The organism is Shimia sp., from assembly GCF_039969785.1.
Taxonomy (GTDB): domain Bacteria; phylum Pseudomonadota; class Alphaproteobacteria; order Rhodobacterales; family Rhodobacteraceae; genus Shimia.
The window spans coordinates 137,817-156,098 of record NZ_JBDVNC010000018.1; the positions used below are offsets into that span (position 1 = coordinate 137,817).

The 18,282-nt window shown below is 59.2% G+C and carries 16 protein-coding genes; 10 read left to right on the forward strand and 6 right to left on the reverse strand.

The window, feature by feature from the left end; genetic code table 11:
* The first annotated feature begins 62 nt into the window (after nt 1-62).
* The 3 genes from gcvT to gcvP all read left to right on the forward strand — a co-directional run bounded on the left by gcvT (nt 63) and on the right by gcvP (nt 4,527).
* Complete coding sequence (gene gcvT, locus ABJI08_RS10095; RefSeq protein WP_348401710.1) at nt 63-1,187, forward strand: glycine cleavage system aminomethyltransferase GcvT; 1,125 nt, start codon at nt 63-65, stop codon at nt 1,185-1,187.
* Between the two features lie 18 nt (nt 1,188-1,205).
* Nucleotides 1,206-1,565 (forward strand): glycine cleavage system protein GcvH, encoded by a 360-nt coding sequence (gene gcvH / locus ABJI08_RS10100; protein WP_348401711.1) that lies wholly within the window; start codon nt 1,206-1,208, stop codon nt 1,563-1,565.
* A gap of 112 nt (nt 1,566-1,677) precedes the next feature.
* The gene (gene gcvP, locus ABJI08_RS10105; RefSeq protein WP_348401712.1) at nt 1,678-4,527 is read left to right on the forward strand and encodes an aminomethyl-transferring glycine dehydrogenase; all 2,850 of its coding nucleotides are present in this window, start codon (nt 1,678-1,680) and stop codon (nt 4,525-4,527) included.
* A 171-nt stretch (nt 4,528-4,698) separates the two neighbouring features.
* Here the strand turns inward: gcvP and ABJI08_RS10110 are convergent, their stop codons facing one another.
* Together ABJI08_RS10110 and ABJI08_RS10115 are read right to left on the reverse strand one after the other, a co-directional pair.
* Nucleotides 4,699-7,224: an FtsX-like permease family protein gene (locus ABJI08_RS10110; protein WP_348401713.1), complete on the reverse strand. Its 2,526-nt coding sequence runs from the start codon at nt 7,222-7,224 to the stop codon at nt 4,699-4,701.
* Nucleotides 7,221-7,907 carry an ABC transporter ATP-binding protein gene (locus tag ABJI08_RS10115; RefSeq protein ID WP_348401714.1) on the reverse strand — a complete coding sequence of 229 codons (687 nt, stop codon included), beginning with the start codon at nt 7,905-7,907 and terminating at the stop codon, nt 7,221-7,223. The genes ABJI08_RS10110 and ABJI08_RS10115 overlap by 4 nt, the downstream gene beginning before the upstream one ends.
* A gap of 99 nt (nt 7,908-8,006) precedes the next feature.
* Here ABJI08_RS10115 and ABJI08_RS10120 point away from each other — a divergent pair, with 99 nt between their 5' ends.
* Entirely contained in the window at nt 8,007-8,585 is a 579-nt protein-coding gene (locus ABJI08_RS10120; protein ID WP_348401842.1) for an arylesterase, read from the forward strand.
* Nucleotides 8,586-8,588: 3 nt separating this feature from the next.
* On the forward strand, nt 8,589-9,200 hold the full coding sequence (locus ABJI08_RS10125; protein WP_348401715.1) for an SOS response-associated peptidase family protein: 612 nt from the start codon (nt 8,589-8,591) through the stop codon (nt 9,198-9,200).
* A gap of 19 nt (nt 9,201-9,219) precedes the next feature.
* Here the strand turns inward: ABJI08_RS10125 and ABJI08_RS10130 are convergent, their stop codons facing one another.
* Entirely contained in the window at nt 9,220-9,426 is a 207-nt protein-coding gene (locus ABJI08_RS10130) for a cold-shock protein (protein ID WP_348401716.1), read from the reverse strand.
* Nucleotides 9,427-9,727: 301 nt separating this feature from the next.
* On the opposite strand from ABJI08_RS10130, the gene ABJI08_RS10135 reads away from it, so the two are divergent.
* The gene (locus ABJI08_RS10135; RefSeq protein WP_348401717.1) at nt 9,728-11,050 is read left to right on the forward strand and encodes an NAD(P)-dependent oxidoreductase; all 1,323 of its coding nucleotides are present in this window, start codon (nt 9,728-9,730) and stop codon (nt 11,048-11,050) included.
* Between the two features lie 14 nt (nt 11,051-11,064).
* Entirely contained in the window at nt 11,065-12,369 is a 1,305-nt protein-coding gene (preA, locus tag ABJI08_RS10140; protein ID WP_348401718.1) for an NAD-dependent dihydropyrimidine dehydrogenase subunit PreA, read from the forward strand.
* A gap of 93 nt (nt 12,370-12,462) precedes the next feature.
* Here preA and ABJI08_RS10145 read toward each other — a convergent pair whose 3' ends face one another.
* From ABJI08_RS10145 to ABJI08_RS10155, 3 genes are all read right to left on the reverse strand, one after another.
* On the reverse strand, nt 12,463-13,632 hold the full coding sequence (locus ABJI08_RS10145; RefSeq protein WP_348401719.1) for an MFS transporter: 1,170 nt from the start codon (nt 13,630-13,632) through the stop codon (nt 12,463-12,465).
* On the reverse strand, nt 13,629-14,246 hold the full coding sequence (locus ABJI08_RS10150) for a TetR family transcriptional regulator C-terminal domain-containing protein (protein ID WP_348401720.1): 618 nt from the start codon (nt 14,244-14,246) through the stop codon (nt 13,629-13,631). Before ABJI08_RS10150 ends, ABJI08_RS10145 begins: the two co-directional genes overlap by 4 nt.
* A gap of 83 nt (nt 14,247-14,329) precedes the next feature.
* Complete coding sequence (locus ABJI08_RS10155) at nt 14,330-14,965, reverse strand: TetR/AcrR family transcriptional regulator (RefSeq protein ID WP_348401721.1); 636 nt, start codon at nt 14,963-14,965, stop codon at nt 14,330-14,332.
* Between the two features lie 129 nt (nt 14,966-15,094).
* Between ABJI08_RS10155 and ABJI08_RS10160 the strand changes: the two genes are divergently transcribed.
* The 3 genes from ABJI08_RS10160 to hydA all read left to right on the forward strand — a co-directional run bounded on the left by ABJI08_RS10160 (nt 15,095) and on the right by hydA (nt 18,256).
* Nucleotides 15,095-16,345 carry a Zn-dependent hydrolase gene (locus ABJI08_RS10160; protein WP_348401722.1) on the forward strand — a complete coding sequence of 417 codons (1,251 nt, stop codon included), beginning with the start codon at nt 15,095-15,097 and terminating at the stop codon, nt 16,343-16,345.
* A 75-nt stretch (nt 16,346-16,420) separates the two neighbouring features.
* A complete protein-coding gene (locus ABJI08_RS10165; RefSeq protein ID WP_348401723.1) occupies nt 16,421-16,780 on the forward strand; it encodes a hypothetical protein in 360 nt (119 codons plus the stop codon).
* 21 nt (nt 16,781-16,801) lie between these two features.
* Entirely contained in the window at nt 16,802-18,256 is a 1,455-nt protein-coding gene (gene hydA / locus ABJI08_RS10170; RefSeq protein ID WP_348401724.1) for a dihydropyrimidinase, read from the forward strand.
* The last annotated feature ends 26 nt before the right edge of the window (nt 18,257-18,282 follow it).

An 18,282-nucleotide genomic window follows, 5' to 3' on the forward strand; every position in this document is an offset into this window, starting at 1 on the left:
CGCGGTTATGGGATGCCGGAACCTTCCTTCATGGATGCGCCGGAAACAGGGGGGCGAGAGCCATGGAAGAGTTGAAGCGCACACCGCTTTTTGATCTGCATGCAGAGCTTGGCGCCAAGATGGTGCCGTTTGCCGGGTATGAAATGCCTGTGCAATACGGGCTGGGCGTGATGAAAGAACATCTGCACACGCGTGCGTCGGCAGGTCTGTTTGACGTCAGCCACATGGGGCAGGTGATTCTGCGCGGCCCGGATTACGCGGCTATTGCACAGGCGTTTGAGACGATGGTGCCGATGGATGTGCTTGGCCTGGGCGAAGGACGTCAGCGGTACGGGCTGTTCACCAACGCCTCGGGCGGTATCGAAGACGATCTGATGTTTGCCAATCGCGGCGATCATTTGTTTGTCGTGGTGAACGCGGCCTGCAAAGATGCCGACATTGATCGTATGCGGTCCGTGCTTGAGCCTGAGATTTCAGTTGAGACGATCACGGATCGTGCGCTGGTCGCGCTCCAGGGCCCCGCTGCCGAGGCGGCGCTGGCACGGTTGAACCCGGCTGTGATTGACATGTCGTTTATGGATGTGGCGACCATTGATCTGAACGGGGCCGTCTGCTGGATTTCCCGCTCGGGCTATTCCGGCGAGGATGGGTACGAAATTTCGATCCCCAACAGTGATGCTGATGCGGTCTGCCGCGCTTTGCTGGCGATGGATGAGGTTGAGGCGATTGGTCTTGGCGCGCGCGACAGCCTGCGCCTTGAGGCTGGTTTGTGCCTATATGGCAATGATATTGACGCAGACACGTCGCCCATCGAGGCCGGTCTGACATGGGCCATTCAGAAAGCTCGCCGTCAGGGCGGCGACCGCGCCGGGGGATTTCCGGGTGTGTCGCGCATCTTTGGTGATCTGGCCGAAGGTGTGGCGCGCAAGCGGGTTGGCTTGTCCCCACAGGGACGTGCCCCCATGCGTGCGGGTACACAGCTTTTTGCTGCGGCAGACGGCGGTGATCCGATTGGAGAAGTCACATCGGGCGGATTTGGCCCGACGCTGAACGGGCCGGTGGCCATGGGATATGTCGGCAGCGCGCAAGCAGCTGTCGGAACAGAAATTTTTGGTGAGGTCCGGGGCAAACGTATGCCCGTTACGGTGGCAAAGATGCCGCTGGTCCCCGCCAATTTCAAACGCTGAGCAACAGGAGACTAGGCAATGAAATTTACCGAAGAACACGAATGGCTGCGCGTCGAAGATGATCTGGTTGTGGTCGGGATCACCGATCATGCCAGCGAGCAACTGGGCGACGTGGTGTTTGTGGAACTGCCCGAAGCCGGCACCGAAGTGACCAAGGACGAAGAAGTCTGTGTCCTGGAATCGGTCAAGGCCGCCAGCGATATTCTGGCCCCGATTGATGGCGAGATTGTCGAAGTGAACAACGCCATCGTGGAAGATCCGGGCAAGGTAAACGAAGACCCGCTGGGCGATGCCTGGTTCTTCAAGATCAAGGCCGCCGATCCTGGCCAGATGGACGATTACATGGACGAAGCCGAGTACAAGACCTTTATCGGCTAACGTCCTGCCGGGGCCTTTGCGCCCGCATATCGGGGCGTTGCGCCCAATTTTGACTGACCGGCGTGCCCTGAACAGGGCGCGCCACCTGATGCTTTGTTTCCGGGAGGATGCCATGCCCTTCAAACCGACAGAATACCTGCCTTATGATTTTGCCAATCGGCGCCATATCGGCCCTTCGCCCGAAGAGATGGACGAGATGCTGGACGTGGTGAGCGCGGCTGATCTGGATGCGCTGATTGATGACACGGTGCCCCAAAGCATCCGCCAAAAGGCGCCGCTGGACTTTGGCCGCCCGATGTCCGAACGCGAACTGTTGCACCATATGCGTGAAACCGCCAGCAAGAACGAAGTCTACACTTCGCTGATCGGGCAGGGGTATCACGGCACGGTCACGCCGCCCGCCATTCAGCGTAATATTCTGGAAAACCCGGCATGGTACACGGCATACACGCCCTATCAGCCCGAGATTTCGCAAGGGCGCCTTGAGGCGCTGCTGAACTTTCAGACCATGATCAGCGATCTGACGGGGCTGGAAATTGCCAATGCGTCACTGCTGGATGAATCCACCGCCTGCGCCGAAGCAATGACCATGGCGCAGCGTGTCAGCAAGTCCAAGCAAAAGGCGTTTTTCGTCGACCGCGACTGTCATCCTCAAAATATCGCCGTGGTGAAAACCCGCGCCGAGCCTCTGGGCATCGAGGTGATCGTTGGCAACCCGGACAAGATGGATGCCAGCACCGTGTTTGGCGCGCTGTTCCAGTATCCCGGAACCTATGGCCATGTGCGTGACTTTACCGATCACATGAGCGCGCTGCATGACCACAAAGCCATCGGCATTGTGTCCGCAGATCCGCTGGCGCTGACCCTGCTCAAGGAACCGGGCGCAATGGGGGCCGATATTGCCATCGGCTCGACCCAGCGTTTTGGTGTTCCGGTGGGCTATGGCGGACCGCACGCGGCCTATATGGCCACCAAAGACGCTTATAAGCGGGCCATGCCCGGGCGCATTATTGGTGTGTCAATCGACAGCCAGGGCAACCGCGCCTATCGCTTGTCGTTGCAGACCCGCGAACAACATATCCGCCGCGAAAAAGCCAATTCGAACGTCTGTACAGCGCAGGCTTTGCTGGCGGTGATGGCGTCGATGTATGGCGTGTTTCATGGCCCTAAGGGGCTTAAGGCGATTGCCCAGCGTATCCACCGCAAAACCGCCCGTCTGGCGCGTGGTCTGGAAGACGCCGGGTTCAAAGTCGACCCGAAAGTGTTCTTTGATACGATCACCGTGGACGTGGGTCCATTGCAGGCGGCGGTGCTGAAATCGGCGCGCGACGAGCGTGTCAATCTGCGCGCTGTTGGCGAAAAACGGGTCGGGATTTCGATTGATGAAACCACCCGCCCCGAAACCATCGAACGGGTCTGGCGGGCGTTTGGTATCGAACGGGCAGATGATGACTTTGAACCCGAATACCGGGTGCCCGATGACATGCATCGACGCAGCGAATACCTGACCCATCCGATTTTCCACATGAACCGGGCCGAGACGGAAATGATGCGCTATATGCGGCGCCTGGCGGATCGCGATCTGGCGCTTGACCGCGCGATGATCCCGCTGGGCTCGTGCACCATGAAGCTGAATTCTGCCGCGGAAATGATGCCGCTCAGCTGGCCGGAATACGCCTATATCCACCCGTTTGCCCCGCTGGATCAGGCACAGGGCTACGCAGAACTGATCGATGATCTGTCTGTCAAGCTGTGCGATATCACCGGTTATGATGCGATCTCGATGCAGCCCAACTCGGGCGCGCAGGGCGAATATGCCGGGCTGCTGACAATTGCGGCCTATCACCGGGGCAATGGCGAAGGGCACCGCAACATCTGTCTGATCCCGATGAGCGCGCATGGCACCAACCCTGCCAGCGCCATGATGGTGGGCTGGAAAGTGGTGCCGGTGAAGTCAGCAGAGAACGGCGATATCGATCTGGAGGATTTCCGCGAAAAGGCGGAAAAGCACTCTGAGAACCTTGCCGGCTGCATGATCACCTATCCCTCGACGCACGGCGTGTTTGAGGAAACCGTGACCGATGTGACCGCGATCACGCATCAGCATGGCGGGCAGGTTTATATTGATGGCGCCAACATGAATGCCATGGTCGGGCTCAGCCGTCCGGGTGATCTGGGCGGCGATGTCAGCCACCTCAACCTGCATAAGACCTTTGCCATTCCGCATGGCGGGGGTGGTCCCGGCATGGGGCCGATTGGGGTCAAGGCGCATCTGGTACCGCACCTTCCGGGCCATCCGCAATCAGGCGGCGCCGAGGGGCCTGTGTCTGCAGCGCCTTATGGTTCGGCGTCGATCCTGACGATCAGCTGGGCCTATTGCCTGATGATGGGCGGCGAGGGGCTGACCCAGGCGACACGTGTGGCAATCCTGAACGCCAACTATATCGCAAAGCGGTTGGAAGGCGCATTTGACGTGCTTTACCGCGGGCCGACGGGCCGGGTTGCGCATGAGTGCATCATCGATACGCGCCCCTTTGCCGACAGCGCTGGGGTCAGCGTCGATGACATCGCCAAACGCCTGATGGATTGCGGCTTTCACGCCCCAACTATGAGCTGGCCTGTGGCGGGCACGCTGATGATCGAACCCACCGAATCCGAAACCAAGGCAGAACTGGACCGGTTCATCGATGCCATGCTGGCGATCCGCGAGGAAATCCGCGACATCGAAGAAGGGCGCATTGATGCCGAGGTCAACCCGCTGAAAATGGCGCCGCACACAATGGAAGACCTCGTGCGCGACTGGGACCGGCCTTATAGCCGCGAACAGGGCTGTTTCCCGCCGGGCGCGTTCCGGGTCGATAAATACTGGCCACCGGTCAACCGGGTCGACAATGCCTGGGGGGATCGCAATCTGGTCTGCATCTGCCCGCCGATGGAAGATTACGAAGACGCCGCCGAATAACCCGGCGCCGGATTTCATCTTCTCAAAAGTACTCCGGCCAGAATACTCGGGGAGTCTCAGTTGGTCTGAGACGGGGCAGCGCCCCCAACAGGCTCAGCATTTATGCTGAGCCTGGCCCAACGTCTGGCAGGGCCCGCAAGGGCCCGAAGATGGCGGGAGCGCTCCGGTTTATTAGTCGCGCGCGCGCAGGATACGGGCCGGACGCACACCAAGGGACGGCAGCGCAAAAAACAGCCCGGCCAGCAGATTGGCCATCAGACCTGCTGTGACCACGATCAGCGCGTTGGACCAGATCACCGTAAAATCGCTTTCCATGACAAAGGTCATCACGGCCCACGCACCGGTCAGCCCAATCGCCAGCGCAACCAGACCCGCCGCCGCCCCCAGCAATGCCGCACGCAGGGCAAAGCTGCTCAGGATCTGGGACCGCACGGCGCCCATGGTTTTCAGCACAGCCGCCTCATAGGTACGCCCTTGTTGTCCGGCCGCCGCTGCCCCGATAATGACCAGAAATCCGGTCAGCAGGATCGCCGCTGCGCCATAGGTGGTGGCATTGGCCAGCTGTCCAACCAGTGTCGACACACGCCCCACCGCTTCGCGCACATGGATTGCGGTGATGTTGGGATAGGCCTCTGACAGGCTGCGCAAAATCCCAGCTTCGGCCGCTTCTTCGGCATAAACCGTAGCGATGAAACTATGCGGCGCACCAGACAGCGCGGCGGCGTTCATGGTGATCACAAAGCCCATGCCAGCGGTCGAAAAATCCACCTCCCGAAAGCTTGTGACTGTCGCCGTGATATCACGGCCCAGCACATTCACGGTGATCGCGTCGCCCAGCTTGATCCCGATTTCCAGCGCTTCTTCTTCGGCAAAGCTGATCTGGGGGGGGGCGTCATATCCCGGTCCCCACCATTCTCCGGCGGTCAGCTTGGTGTTGGCGGGCATTTCGTCTGCATAGGTCAGACCCCGGTCGCCCCGGATCACCCAGTGATCTCCAGCCACTTCGCGGGCCGGAACGTCGTTGATCCGCGTGACCACGCCGCGCAGCATGGGGGCGTTTTCAACCTTAGACACGGCCGCATTGGCATCCATCTGTGCCTGAAACCCAGGCATCTGATCTTTTTGAATGTCGACAAAGAAAAACGACGGCGCCACGTCCGGCAGATCGCGGGCAATGGCGTTGCGCAGATTGCCGTCGACCTGACCAATCGTGGCCAGAACCGACAGGCCCAGCCCCAGCGACATCACCACCGGTGTGGTTGCTTCGCGCGACCGCGATATGGCGTTTAAGGCCCAGTTGAGCGCAGGCGCGCGCAGGGCGCGGCGCGGCAGGGCACGGATCAACGCCCGCAGGCCAAGGGCCGCCAGTGACAAAAACACCATCGCCGCAACAACGCCACCAGCGAACCACAGCGTCAGGCGGGTCGATCCTGACAGCCATGCTGCAACCCCGACGAGCACCGCCAGCAACAAGGCGACAGCAATCAGATAGCGCAGCGCAGGCAGTGATGTGCGCGCACCCAAAGCGTCGCGGAACAAAGAGGTCGGACGCACATCTTCGATCCGTGCCAGCGGCCAGAGCGTAAAGATTGCAGCGGTCAACGCGCCATAGAGCGCGGCCTCAAACAGGGGAAGCGGATAGACTGTGAACACCGCCGGAAAGGGCAGTACAGACAGGATAAGTGGGGCGAGCAGGATCGGGGTCAGTGCGCCGATCAACAGCCCGGCGGCAATTCCGACACTCGCCACCATACCGATTTGCAAAAAGTAGGTCAGAAAGATCGTGTTCCGTTCCGCGCCCAGACTGCGCAGGATGGCAATCACTTCGGTCTTTCGCGCCAGATAGGCGCGGATCGCAGTGGACACGCCCACACCACCCACAGCCAGTCCGGCCAGCCCGACAAGGATCAGAAACGCGCCAAACCGCTCCACAAACCGGGTGATCCCCGGTGCGCCATTGCGGCTGTCACGCCAGCGCAGGCCGGTGCTTTCAAACTGCGCCAGCGCGTCTTGTTCCAGCGCCACAAGGTCAGGGTTGGGCGGCAGGTCCAGCCGGTAATGTGATGTGAACAGGGTGCCGGGCGACAAAAGCCCTGAGTTGCTAAGCCCGTCCAGCGTTACAATAGTGCGCGGCGCTAGGCCAAAACCCCCGGAACTGTCCGGTTCGCGGATCAGGCGGGCCATCAGAACAAAGTCCTGCTGACCAAGCGCAAATGTGTCACCTATTTCCAGTTCCAAACGATCAGCCAGCAATTCCTGCACAACGGCGCCGGGCAACCCGTCTTGTCCGGCCATGGCCGTGTCCAGCGGCTGCGGTGGGTCAAGTTGCACGCTGCCCACAAGCGGGTAAGCGCTGTCGATGGCTTTGACTTGAGTCAGCGCGCGGTCAGAGCTATCGCCTTGTGTGACCACGGCCATTGAGCGGAAATCGATCAGCTCGGATGTGGCCAATGTGTTCTGATCCATCCATGCGCGTTCGTCATCCGTCGCCCGGCGATAGGTAAAGCTCATCTCGGCGTCGCCCCCCAAAAGGGCGGCGCCTTCGGTGGCAAGGCCAGCCTCGATCGCGGCGCGGACAGAGCCAATCGCGGCAATTGTTGCGACGCCCAAAGCAAGGCAGGCCAGAAATACCGTGAAGCCGCGCAGACCGCCGCGGATTTCACGTCGGGCAAGGCGGCTGGCCTGAGCAAAGCTCATGCGGCGGCGTCCGTTGCATCTGCGATCAGACCGTCGCGCAACCGGACCACGCGCGAGCAGCGTTGCGCCAGCGCGTTGGAATGTGTCACCAGCACCAGCGTAGTGCCGCGTTTGGCATGCATGTCAAACAACAGATCCATAATAATCTCGCCCGTGCTTTGATCCAGATTGCCGGTCGGTTCGTCCGCCAGCAGTATTTGCGGCGACGGTGCCGAGGCGCGCGCCAGCGCCACGCGCTGTTGTTCGCCGCCCGACAACTGGCTGGGATAATGATCCCCGCGATGCCCAAGGCCAACCGCGTCCAATTCGGCGCGGGCGCGCTCCATCGCATCGCGATGTCCGGCCAGTTCCAGCGGTGTGGCAACGTTTTCCAGCGCGGTCATGGTGGGGATCAGATGAAAGTTCTGGAACACCACGCCCATATTGGCGCGTCGAAACCGGGCCAGCGCGTCTTCGGACATGGCGCTCAGGTTTTGGTCCAGCGCGGTGATCTGCCCGCCAGTGGCGCGTTCCAGCCCGCCCATCAACATCAACAGCGAAGATTTCCCCGATCCTGAGGGTCCGACAAGCGCCAAAGTCTCGCCTTTGTGAACTTCGAGCGTGATGCCGTGCAGAATTTCCACACGCCCGGCATTGCTATCCAGCGCCAAAGCGGCATCTTTAAGGGAAAGGATGGAAGTCATTCGGGAGATCGCCTGTTGTCAATTGTTTCAGAACTATATGGGCACGCGAAAGTGAGGGGCAAGGCGTTGGGCCTTAGTCTTTTACTGGTGACGCCTGCCATGGCCGAGCCTGTGGTGGTGGCGGCATTGGGCGACAGCCTGACGCATGGGTATGGATTGGCGATGGATGACGGGTTTGTACCCGAGATGCAACGCTGGCTGACGTCACAGGGTAGTGAGGTCAGGTTGATTAACGCCGGAGTATCCGGTGACACCACGCAAGGCGGGCTGGCGCGCGTGGACTGGACGCTGACGCCGGATGTGGATGCGATGATTGTGACGTTGGGTGGAAACGACGCCCTGCGCGGCATTGATCCGGCGGTCAGCCGGGCCAATCTGGCCGGTATTCTTGAGGCAGCCAAGGCCCGGGAGGTTGCGGTTTTGCTGATCGGTATGAAGGCGCCGTTGAATTACGGCGACGATTACAAGGTGGCGTTTGACGGGATGTATGGCGCGCTGTCCGAAGAATATGAAACCTTGCTGGCGCCGGATTTCTTTGAAGGTTTGCGCGGGATCGAGGCTCAGGATCTGGGCGGGGTGATGCAGGACGATGGGCTGCATCCCAATCCCGTTGGTGTTGATATGGTTGTTGAAGTGCTTGGGCCGTATGTTGTGAAGCTGGTCGAGACGGTGAAGTAAGTCATGCCGGGGCGGTTTTTTCTGACAACGCCGATGGCCGGGATCGGGGACTGGATCGGCCAGGACAGCGCGCAGGTCGCAGATGAGCCGCCGCGCCGCAATATGCAGCCCGGGCAAGAGGTGGGCTGTCTCACGGGAGACGGCTTTGCCAGAATGCGCTGGGGTATCATTCCGGTGGGGCGGGTGAACGCGCGCGGACGCCCGGTTATGGAGACAATCGTCAATGCGCGATCCGAAACCGTGTTTGACAAAAGCGCGTTTGACGGGGTTGGTCGGGCGGTTGTGATCGTGGATGGCTGGTATGAATGGACCGGCGAGAAACGCAGGAAAACAGCGTGGCGCATATCCGGACCCGAGCCGTTGATCTTTGTGGCGATCACCGATGTCTGGACGGCGCCGGGTGGGCTGCAGGTGCCGCAGGTGGCAACCGTGACTTGCGAGCCCAACAAGGATGTGGCCGCAATTCACCATCGCATTGGCGTGTTGCTGCGTCGCCAGGATGTGGCGCTGTGGTTGTCAGGCGAGGAAAACGTGGTCGCGCCGCTGATGGTGCCCTGGCCCGATGGGCAACTGACCCTTCAAGAGGCGTCTGATGTTGACTGGACGGGGCCGTAAAAGCCCCGCCCGGATGTGATTATATCGCTGCGAGATCAACGGCGCTTTCGCGCCCGTCACGACCCGCCTGCAGCTCGTAGCTGACCTTTTGGTTGTCGGCCAGACCGGTGAGGCCAGACCGCTCTACAGCAGAGATGTGTACAAAGATGTCCTTGCCGCCATCATCGGGTGCAATAAAGCCATAACCCTTGGTTGTGTTGAACCATTTTACGGTGCCAGTGGCCATTCCGTCGTCTCCTGATTTGTGCTGCCCGCGACATGCGACAGCCCGGCCTTGTCACAATTTCGAATGACTGAGCCGGTAAGGAGCAGATGGTCGAATGTAGTAACTTGCACTAGATTTCTGACTCTGTGATACAAAGTTTTCAAGCAAAACTTCTGTGGAAATGTAGGATCGGCGGCGAATTTCCGATGCAATTTCGGGCGTTTCGCAATTTCCTGCCAGAATTGAAATTTTACCAGTTGATAAAAAAATTATCCTGTGAGAGCCTGACTCAATAGCCAAACAAGGTGCTTGGGGAGGTAATATGTCCAACACACCGTTCAGCGAAGGAATTGAAGCAGGGCGACTGAGTGCTGCGGCCATTTCGGAAAATTTTGGGGATTTGCATCCTCGTTTAGATGATCACGAGGCGTTGGTTGCGTCGGATCGTTGTTATTTCTGCCATGATGCACCCTGTATGACGGCGTGCCCGACAGACATCGATATTCCGCTGTTTATTCGCCAGATTTCAACTGGCACGCCCGAAGCGGCGGCGCGTACTATTTTCAGCCAGAATATTCTGGGCGGCATGTGCGCGCGGGTCTGTCCGACTGAAACGCTGTGCGAAGAAGTGTGCGTGCGTGAAACTGCCGAAGGATCGCCGGTCGAGATCGGGCGGCTGCAGCGCTATGCGACGGATGTTTTGATGGCAAGCGGCGTGCACCCGTTTGAGCGTGACGCAGCAACGGGCAAGCGCGTGGCCGTGGTGGGAGCTGGGCCTGCGGGGCTGTCTGCGGCGCACCGGCTGGCGATGTATGGCCATGACGTGACGGTTTATGACGGACGCGCCAAGGCGGGTGGTCTGAACGAATTTGGCATCGCGGCCTATAAATCGGTCGATGGGTTTGCGGAACGCGAAGTGGACTGGTTGCTCAAAATTGGCGGGATCACTCTGGAGACCGGCAAGGCGCTGGGCGCTGGTTTGTCGCTGGATCAGCTGCAGACCGATTTTGACGCGGTGTTTCTGGGCATTGGTCTGGGCGGTGTGAATGTGCTGGGCGTAGATGGTGAAGACAAGGAGGGCGTTGATGATGCAGTCGATTTCATCGCGGAACTGCGTCAGTCCGACGATCTGACAACACTGCCGGTGGGCCGGGACGTTGTGGTGATCGGTGGCGGAATGACGGCAGTGGATGCGGCTGTGCAGGCCAAGTTGCTGGGCGCGCTGAACGTGTCGCTGGTGTATCGCCGCGGGCGGGATCGCATGAATGCATCGCAATTCGAGCAGGATCTGGCCGCCTCAAAAGGTGTGCGGATCATCACCAATGCCTCGCCCAAAGCGGTGATTGGAAACGGCGCGGTGCGTGAGATCGAATTTGAATACACCAACGACGATCTGACCCCGACCGGGCAAACTGTGCGGCTGGCGGCAGATCAGGTGTTCAAGGCCATTGGTCAGACGCTGGACAGCGACGGATTGCCGGATGTGGTACATGGTAAGATCAGCGTTGATGAGACCGGACGCACCAGTGTGGCGGGCATCTGGGCGGGTGGCGACTGTGCCAGCGGCGGCGACGATCTGACGGTGACAGCCGTTGGCGAAGGGCGCGACGCGGCCGAAGATATTCACGCCTCGTTGATGGCGTAAGGGAGGACAGTAGAATGGCTGATCTGACAAGTGACTTCGTAGGTATCAAATCTCCGAACCCGTTCTGGCTGGCCTCGGCGCCGCCCACGGACAAGGAATACAACGTGCGCCGCGCATTTGAAGCAGGCTGGGGTGGGGTTGTGTGGAAAACGCTGGGGGCCGAGGGGCCGCCGGTGGTGAATGTGAACGGCCCGCGTTATGGGGCCATTTACGGCGCTGACAGGCGGCTTTTGGGGTTGAACAACATCGAGCTGATCACCGATCGCCCGTTGGAAGTGAACCTTGAGGAAATGCTGCGAGTCAAGCGGGACTACCCGGATCATGCGCTGATCGCGAGCGTCATGGTGCCGTGTGAAGAGGATGAGTGGAAACGCATTCTGCCGATGATTGCCGAGACGGGGTGCGACGGGTTCGAGCTGAACTTTGGTTGTCCGCACGGCATGGCCGAACGCGGTATGGGGTCAGCCGTAGGGCAGGTGCCCGAGTATATCGAGATGGTGTCGCGCTGGTGCAAAGCGGCGACGGATTTGCCGGTGATCGTCAAGCTGACGCCCAATATTACCAACATCCTTTATCCCGCAGAGGCGGCTGTTAAGGGCGGGGCGGACGCGGTCAGTCTGATCAATACGATCAATTCGATCACCAGCGTCGATCTGGACATGATGAGCCCCGAGCCGATGATTGACGGCAAGGGTACGCATGGCGGCTATTGCGGCCCGGCGGTCAAACCAATTGCGATGAATATGGTGGCCGAGATCGCGCGCAACCCAGCGACGGCAAATATGCCGATTTCGGGCATTGGCGGCATCACCACATGGCGCGACGCGGCAGAGTTCATGGCGCTGGGTGCGGGCAATGTGCAGGTCTGCACCGCGGCGATGACCTATGGCTTTAAGATTGTGCAGGAAATGATTTCCGGCCTGAGCCAGTGGATGGATGAAAAGGGCCATGAAAGCACCGCCGACTTCGTTGGTATGGCGACGCCTAATGTCACCGATTGGCAGTATCTGAACCTGAACCACGTGACCAAGGCGGTGATCAATCAGGATGATTGCATCAAATGCGGTCGCTGCTATGCCGCATGCGAAGACACCAGCCATCAGGCGATTGAGATGACAGATGACCGTGTGTTCTCAGTCAAAGATGACGAATGTGTCGCCTGCAATCTGTGTGTGAACGTGTGCCCGGTCGAAGGCTGTATCACCATGCGTACGCTGGACGCTGGCGACATGGATGAGCGCACGGGGCAGCCTGTGGCGCCGGACTATGGCAACTGGACCACACATCCGAACAATCCCTCGGTTCAAGCCGCCGAGTGAAGCGCCGCTGAAATTTGTCATGTCAACGCATCCTCCCGTCTGATCATGACATAGTGCGCCTCTGGTTTTGCCGGGGGCGCAGTCTTTTGCGGATCAGGGGGTTTGTGGGCGCAGAACGCTGGCCAGCGCGATTGTGACCATCGCCAGAATGCCGAGCAAGGCAAAAGACACCCGCAACGAGGACGCGGCGGCGATAAATCCGATCAGCGCGGGCCCCAGCAACATCCCGCCATAGCTGAGCGTGGCCACGCGCGAGATCGCCTGAGCCTGTGGCAGGTTTGGGTCGTTGGCGGCGCGTGAAAAGGCAAGCGGCACCACCAACCCATAGCCCAATCCAAGCAAGGCAAGCCCAACCAAAGTGACCGGCGGGCTCGCGATCGCTACGATCAGGATCACGCCCGCCAATGCCATGCCTCCGCTGATCCGGGTCGCAAGAACCGGACCAAGCCGTCGGGTCAGCCCGGCACCAGACAGGCGCACAAGCACCATGGCGGCAGAGAAAACCGCATACCCAGCGGCGGCCAACCCTTCGCCAGCCTGGGTGACATCGCGCAGGTATATGGCACTCCAATCCGCCATCGCGCCTTCACCTAAGGTCGAGCAGAAGCACAACAGGCCAACCAGCAGCAATGGCCCTTTGGGTAGTGGAAATAGCGGGCCATCGGGGGACTGACCGGTGCGTGAGGACCAGGGGATTTTGGCAAACCAAAGCGCAAGGCCAGTGATACAGGTGCCGGCAACGGCGTAATGCAACAGCGGGCTGGCGGATAATTGGATTGCGACCACACCGCTCATCGCACCAATCCCGGCGCCAAAGCTCCAGATTGCGTGAAACACGGGCATGACCGTTTTTTCCGATGCCCGGTCAGACTCAGCTGCCCATGCATTCATGGCGACATCCATCGCGCCATGGGTGGCACCAAACAGGAACAGCGTAACCGCCAGCAAAGTCACATTGGGCGACAGCGCCAATCCCAACAGGCACAGGAAATTGCCGAACGCCAGCATGCGCGACATGGGGGCAGCGCCGTGTTTGTCCGACAAGCGCCCCGCCAGAGGAAAGGACAGGATTGCCCCTGCCGCCAGTAGCAAAAGGATCAACCCTAACGTTGCATGGTTCAGTGATAATGAGTCTTTGAACGCCGGAATACGCGACGCCCACATGCCGAACAATCCACCATTGAGGGCAAACATAAACGCCACGGCGACGATGCCCTTTCGGTGGCTTTGCGCACCGGGTGCGGCATCGGTCGACACGCTCATGGCGTCAGCATTTTGCGGAACATCGTTTCAAGAAAAGTGTTGGCGCCGTCCAGAACCGAGGCGTCTTCGTGCATCAGAACCCGGACCTGTGCGTCAAAATCCGCATAATGTTGCGTGGTGGCCCAGATTGAAAAGATCAGGTGGCGCGGATCAACTGGCGCCAGCCGTCCGGCATCAACCCAGCTTTGGATCAACGCAACCTTGCGATCAAAGAGCGGTTTGAGACCGGTTTCCAGATGTGGTGCCATACGTGGTGCACCTTGCAGGATTTCATTGGCAAACAAACGGCTTTCCCGGGGATATTCCCGCGACATCTCAAGTTTGCGGTGCACATAAGCAAGCAGTTCCGTCAACGGGTCGCCATCGGCATTCATATGGTCCAGCGGATCAAGCCATGTCTCCATAAGCTTGTTCAACAGCGAGACGTGAATGTCTTCTTTGCCCTCAAAGTAATAGAGAATGTTTGGTTTGGAGAGACCGGCCTCTTCCGCGATCTGGTCCAGCGTCGCGCCCCGATAACCAAGGCGCGAAAAGACTTCCAGCGCGGCATCGAGAATGCGTTTGCGATTACGCTGTTGAATTCGGCTGTGTTTCTTGGCTGGAACATTGGGCATTCGGCATCTTTCCTGTGGGCGCAACCTAGGACGCTACTGCACAGGGCATTCTGCGTCGATATGAATTTCAGACCGGGGTCAGGTCACTGCACGGCCCCGATACCGCGCAGGATAATGCGTTTGACGGAAGTCTTGGCAGCGCTCCACTGATCATCTGACAGCGGCGCGCCATGGTTCAGGGTTTCGATCTGGTGTCCAAAATCGGCGTAATGTTGGGTGGTGGCCCAGAGCATATAGAGCAGATGGCGCGGATCGATATCGTCCATGCGACCTTCGGCGATCCAGCGGCGGATCACATCGGCGCGCCCTTCGGTCCAGTCGGTCAGAGTTGTTTCCAGATAATCCTGAATGACCGGTGCCCCGTGCATGACCTCTGAGGCCCACACTTTGGACCCGGCCGGATGGCGGCGCGAGATTTCCATTTTGGCGTCAATATAGGCGCCGATTCCCTCGGCAGGGCCGTCGGCCTGATCAAAAATGTCGGCCGCCTGAAGCCAAATCTGAAATATGTTCTGCACAACCTGACGATACAAGGATTCCTTGGTCGGAAAATAATAGTGTAAATTGGCCTTGGGTAGCCCCGCCATATCGGCAATCAACTGCATGGTTGCGCCGCCAAACCCTGCCTCGGCAAAGACTTTTTCTGCTGCCGCCAAAATAAGCTTCTCGCTTTCCTGACGTCGCTCTTTTTTGCTGCTGCTGCGGCGTGTGGGGGCCATGTCATAAAACCTGAGAATTTTCTTGACCGGTTGGTCAGGTTGTGGTGCTCTGAATTTGACCATACGGTCAGGATGCGCGCGAAAGCAAGAGGCCACACGGCCCGTAGCGAAACATGGGGAGATGAAGTCATGGCGGCACCGGGTGAAAACCTTAAGGTGAATGCGGATCGATTGTGGGACAGCCTGATGGAAATGGCCAGGATCGGACCCGGCGTGGCGGGCGGTAATAATCGCCAGACCGTGACAGATGAAGACGGCGAAGGGCGCGCGTTGTTCCAAAGCTGGTGCGAGGCTGTGGGCTGTGAGATGGGGCTGGATCAGATGGGCAACATGTTTGCCACCTATCCCGGTGCCGACCCCGAGGCGTTGCCGGTCTATGTCGGATCCCATCTGGATACGCAGCCGACGGGCGGCAAATATGATGGCGTGCTGGGTGTGCTGGGTGGCTTGGAAATCCTGCGCACGATGAAGGATCTGGGCATCAGGACAAAACATCCCATCGTGGTGACCAACTGGACCAACGAAGAGGGCACTCGTTATGCACCCGCGATGTTGGCGTCGGGTGTTTTCGCCGGTGTGCACACGCAGGACTGGGCCTATGAACGCGAAGACGCGGAAGGTCTGAAATTCGGTGATGAGCTGGCCCGTATTGGCTGGCGCGGAGATGAGCCTGTGGGCGCGCGCAAGATGCATGCGTTTTTTGAGCTGCATATTGAGCAGGGCCCCATTCTGGAGGCTGAAGAAAAAGATATTGGCGTTGTTACCCATGGACAGGGGCTGAGCTGGACGCAGGTCACGATTGAGGGCAAGGATTCCCACACCGGGTCCACGCCGATGCCGATGCGCAAAAACGCAGGTCTTGGTATGGCGCGGGTGCTTGAGAAAGTGGATGAGATTGCGTGGAGCCATGCACCGCACGCGGTTGGCGCGGCAGGGCACATCGATGTTTATCCCAATTCGCGCAACGTGATCCCGGGCAAAGTGGTGTTCACCGTGGATTTCCGGTCGCCGGATTTGTCGGTGATCGAGGATATGGAAGCGCGGCTGAAGGTTGAGGCCCAGAAAATCGCTGATGACATGGGGCTGAGCATCGCCTTTGAGAAAGTCGGCGGATTTGATCCGGTGCAGTTTGACGAAACCTGCGTCAGCGCGGTGCGTGGCGCGGCAGAGCGGCTGGGCTATTCGCATCGTGATTTGATATCGGGCGCGGGGCATGACGCCTGCTGGATCAATCAGGTCGCACCAACGGCGATGGTGATGTGCCCTTGTGTCGACGGGCTGTCACATAATGAAGCGGAAGAAATTTCGCGTGAATGGGCGGCGGCGGGTGCAGATGTGTTGATGCATGCGGTGCTGGAAACGGCGGAGATTGTTGAGTGAGAAAGGCCTAATTGGGGGCCAGCCCCCAATCCCCCGGAGTATTTTTGGCAAAATGAAGAACAGGACGAAGGAGAGGTGATTGCGGCCCGCAGCCCCGAGGACCAGATCAGCGCGCTGATCGCCGCAGAGTTGGATGCCTATGATCCGGATGGGGCCGCGACGCGCAAAGTTGGACAGGGACAGGCCATGTCAGCCGAGTGGCATCGGGCGACGCTGGCGGATTTTCGGTCGGTACTGATCGAGCCGCAAAAGCTTGACGTGTCTTTCAGTGGCGGTGTGACGATGACGTGCTGGGCGATCACAAAGAGCAATGGTGATTATCGCGTGGTCTGGGTACCGGGAACCGAGACTTTTTCGCTGGTAACAGAAACGAAATTCGGGCCCGTTGATATCGGGGTGCATGGCGACGCGATCGGATGCTTCGGGTCGATTTGAGATAAGACAGGGAGTGAGACAATGTCCACGGTGATCAGAAACGGAACAATTGTCACGGCGGATCTGACCTATAAGGCGGATGTGCTGGTAGAGGGGGGCGTGATCGCGCAGATCGGGCTGGACCTGAAGGGCGATAAGGAGCTGGACGCGACCGGCTGTTACGTGATGCCGGGTGGGATTGATCCACATGTGCATTTGGAAATGCCGTTTATGGGCACCTATTCCAGCGACGATTTCGAGAGCGGTACACGCGCCGGTTTGGCCGGGGGCACTACGATGGTGGTGGATTTCTGCCTGCCCAATCAGGGCGAGAGCTTGCTGGATGCGATCAGGCGCTGGGACAACAAATCGACCCGCGCCAACTGTGACTATTCTTTTCATATGGCGGTCACGTGGTGGGGCGAACAGATTTTCAACGATATGAAAACTGTCGTTCAGCAGCGCGGGATCAACACGTTCAAGCATTTCCTTGCCTATAAGGGTGCGCTGATGGTGAACGATGACGAGCTGTTTGCCTCGTTCAACCGTCTGTCAGAGCTGGGCGGGATTGCCATGGTGCATGCCGAGAATGGCGACGTGGTGGCAGAGATGACCGCGAAACTGTTGGCTGAGGGAAACAATGGACCCGAGGCGCATGCGTATTCGCGGCCCAGTCAGGTTGAGGGTGAGGCGACCAATCGCGCGATTATGATTGCCGATATGGCCGGGGTGCCGCTTTATGTGGTGCATACATCCTGTGAAGAGGCCCACGAGGCCATTCGGCGGGCCAAGCAACAGGGCAAGCGGGTATGGGGTGAACCGCTGATCCAGCATCTGACGCTGGATGAGAGCGAATATTTCAATAAAGACTGGGACCATGCCGCCCGTCGGGTGATGTCACCACCTTTCCGCAACAAAAAACATCAGGACAGTCTTTGGGCCGGGTTACAGTCGGGCTCATTGTCAGTTGTGGCGACGGACCATTGTGCTTTTACCACCGAACAGAAACGCACTGGAGTCGGCGATTTCTCGAAGATCCCCAACGGCACTGGCGGGCTTGAGGATCGGATGCCGATGTTATGGACGCATGGGGTGGAAACCGGGCGGCTGACGCCAAACGAATTTGTGGCCGTGACCTCGACCAATATCGCCAAAATCCTGAACTGCTACCCGAAAAAGGGCGCGGTTCTGGTGGGGGCGGATGCGGACCTTGTGGTGTGGGACCCGGCAAAGACCAAGACCATCACAGCCGGATCTCAGCAATCGGCGATCGATTACAACGTGTTTGAGGGCAAGCAGGTCAAAGGCCTGCCGCGCTATACGCTGACACGCGGGCAGGTGGCTGTGAATGACGGTGTGATCCAGACACAGGAAGGCCACGGCCAGTTTGTATCGCGTGAAGCCAACACATCTGTAAACAAGGCGTTGAGCAGCTGGAAAGAGCTGACCGCGCCGCGCCCGGTGGAGCGCACCGGTATACCAGTGACTGGGGTGTAGCAGGACGTGATCAACAAAATCGCAGG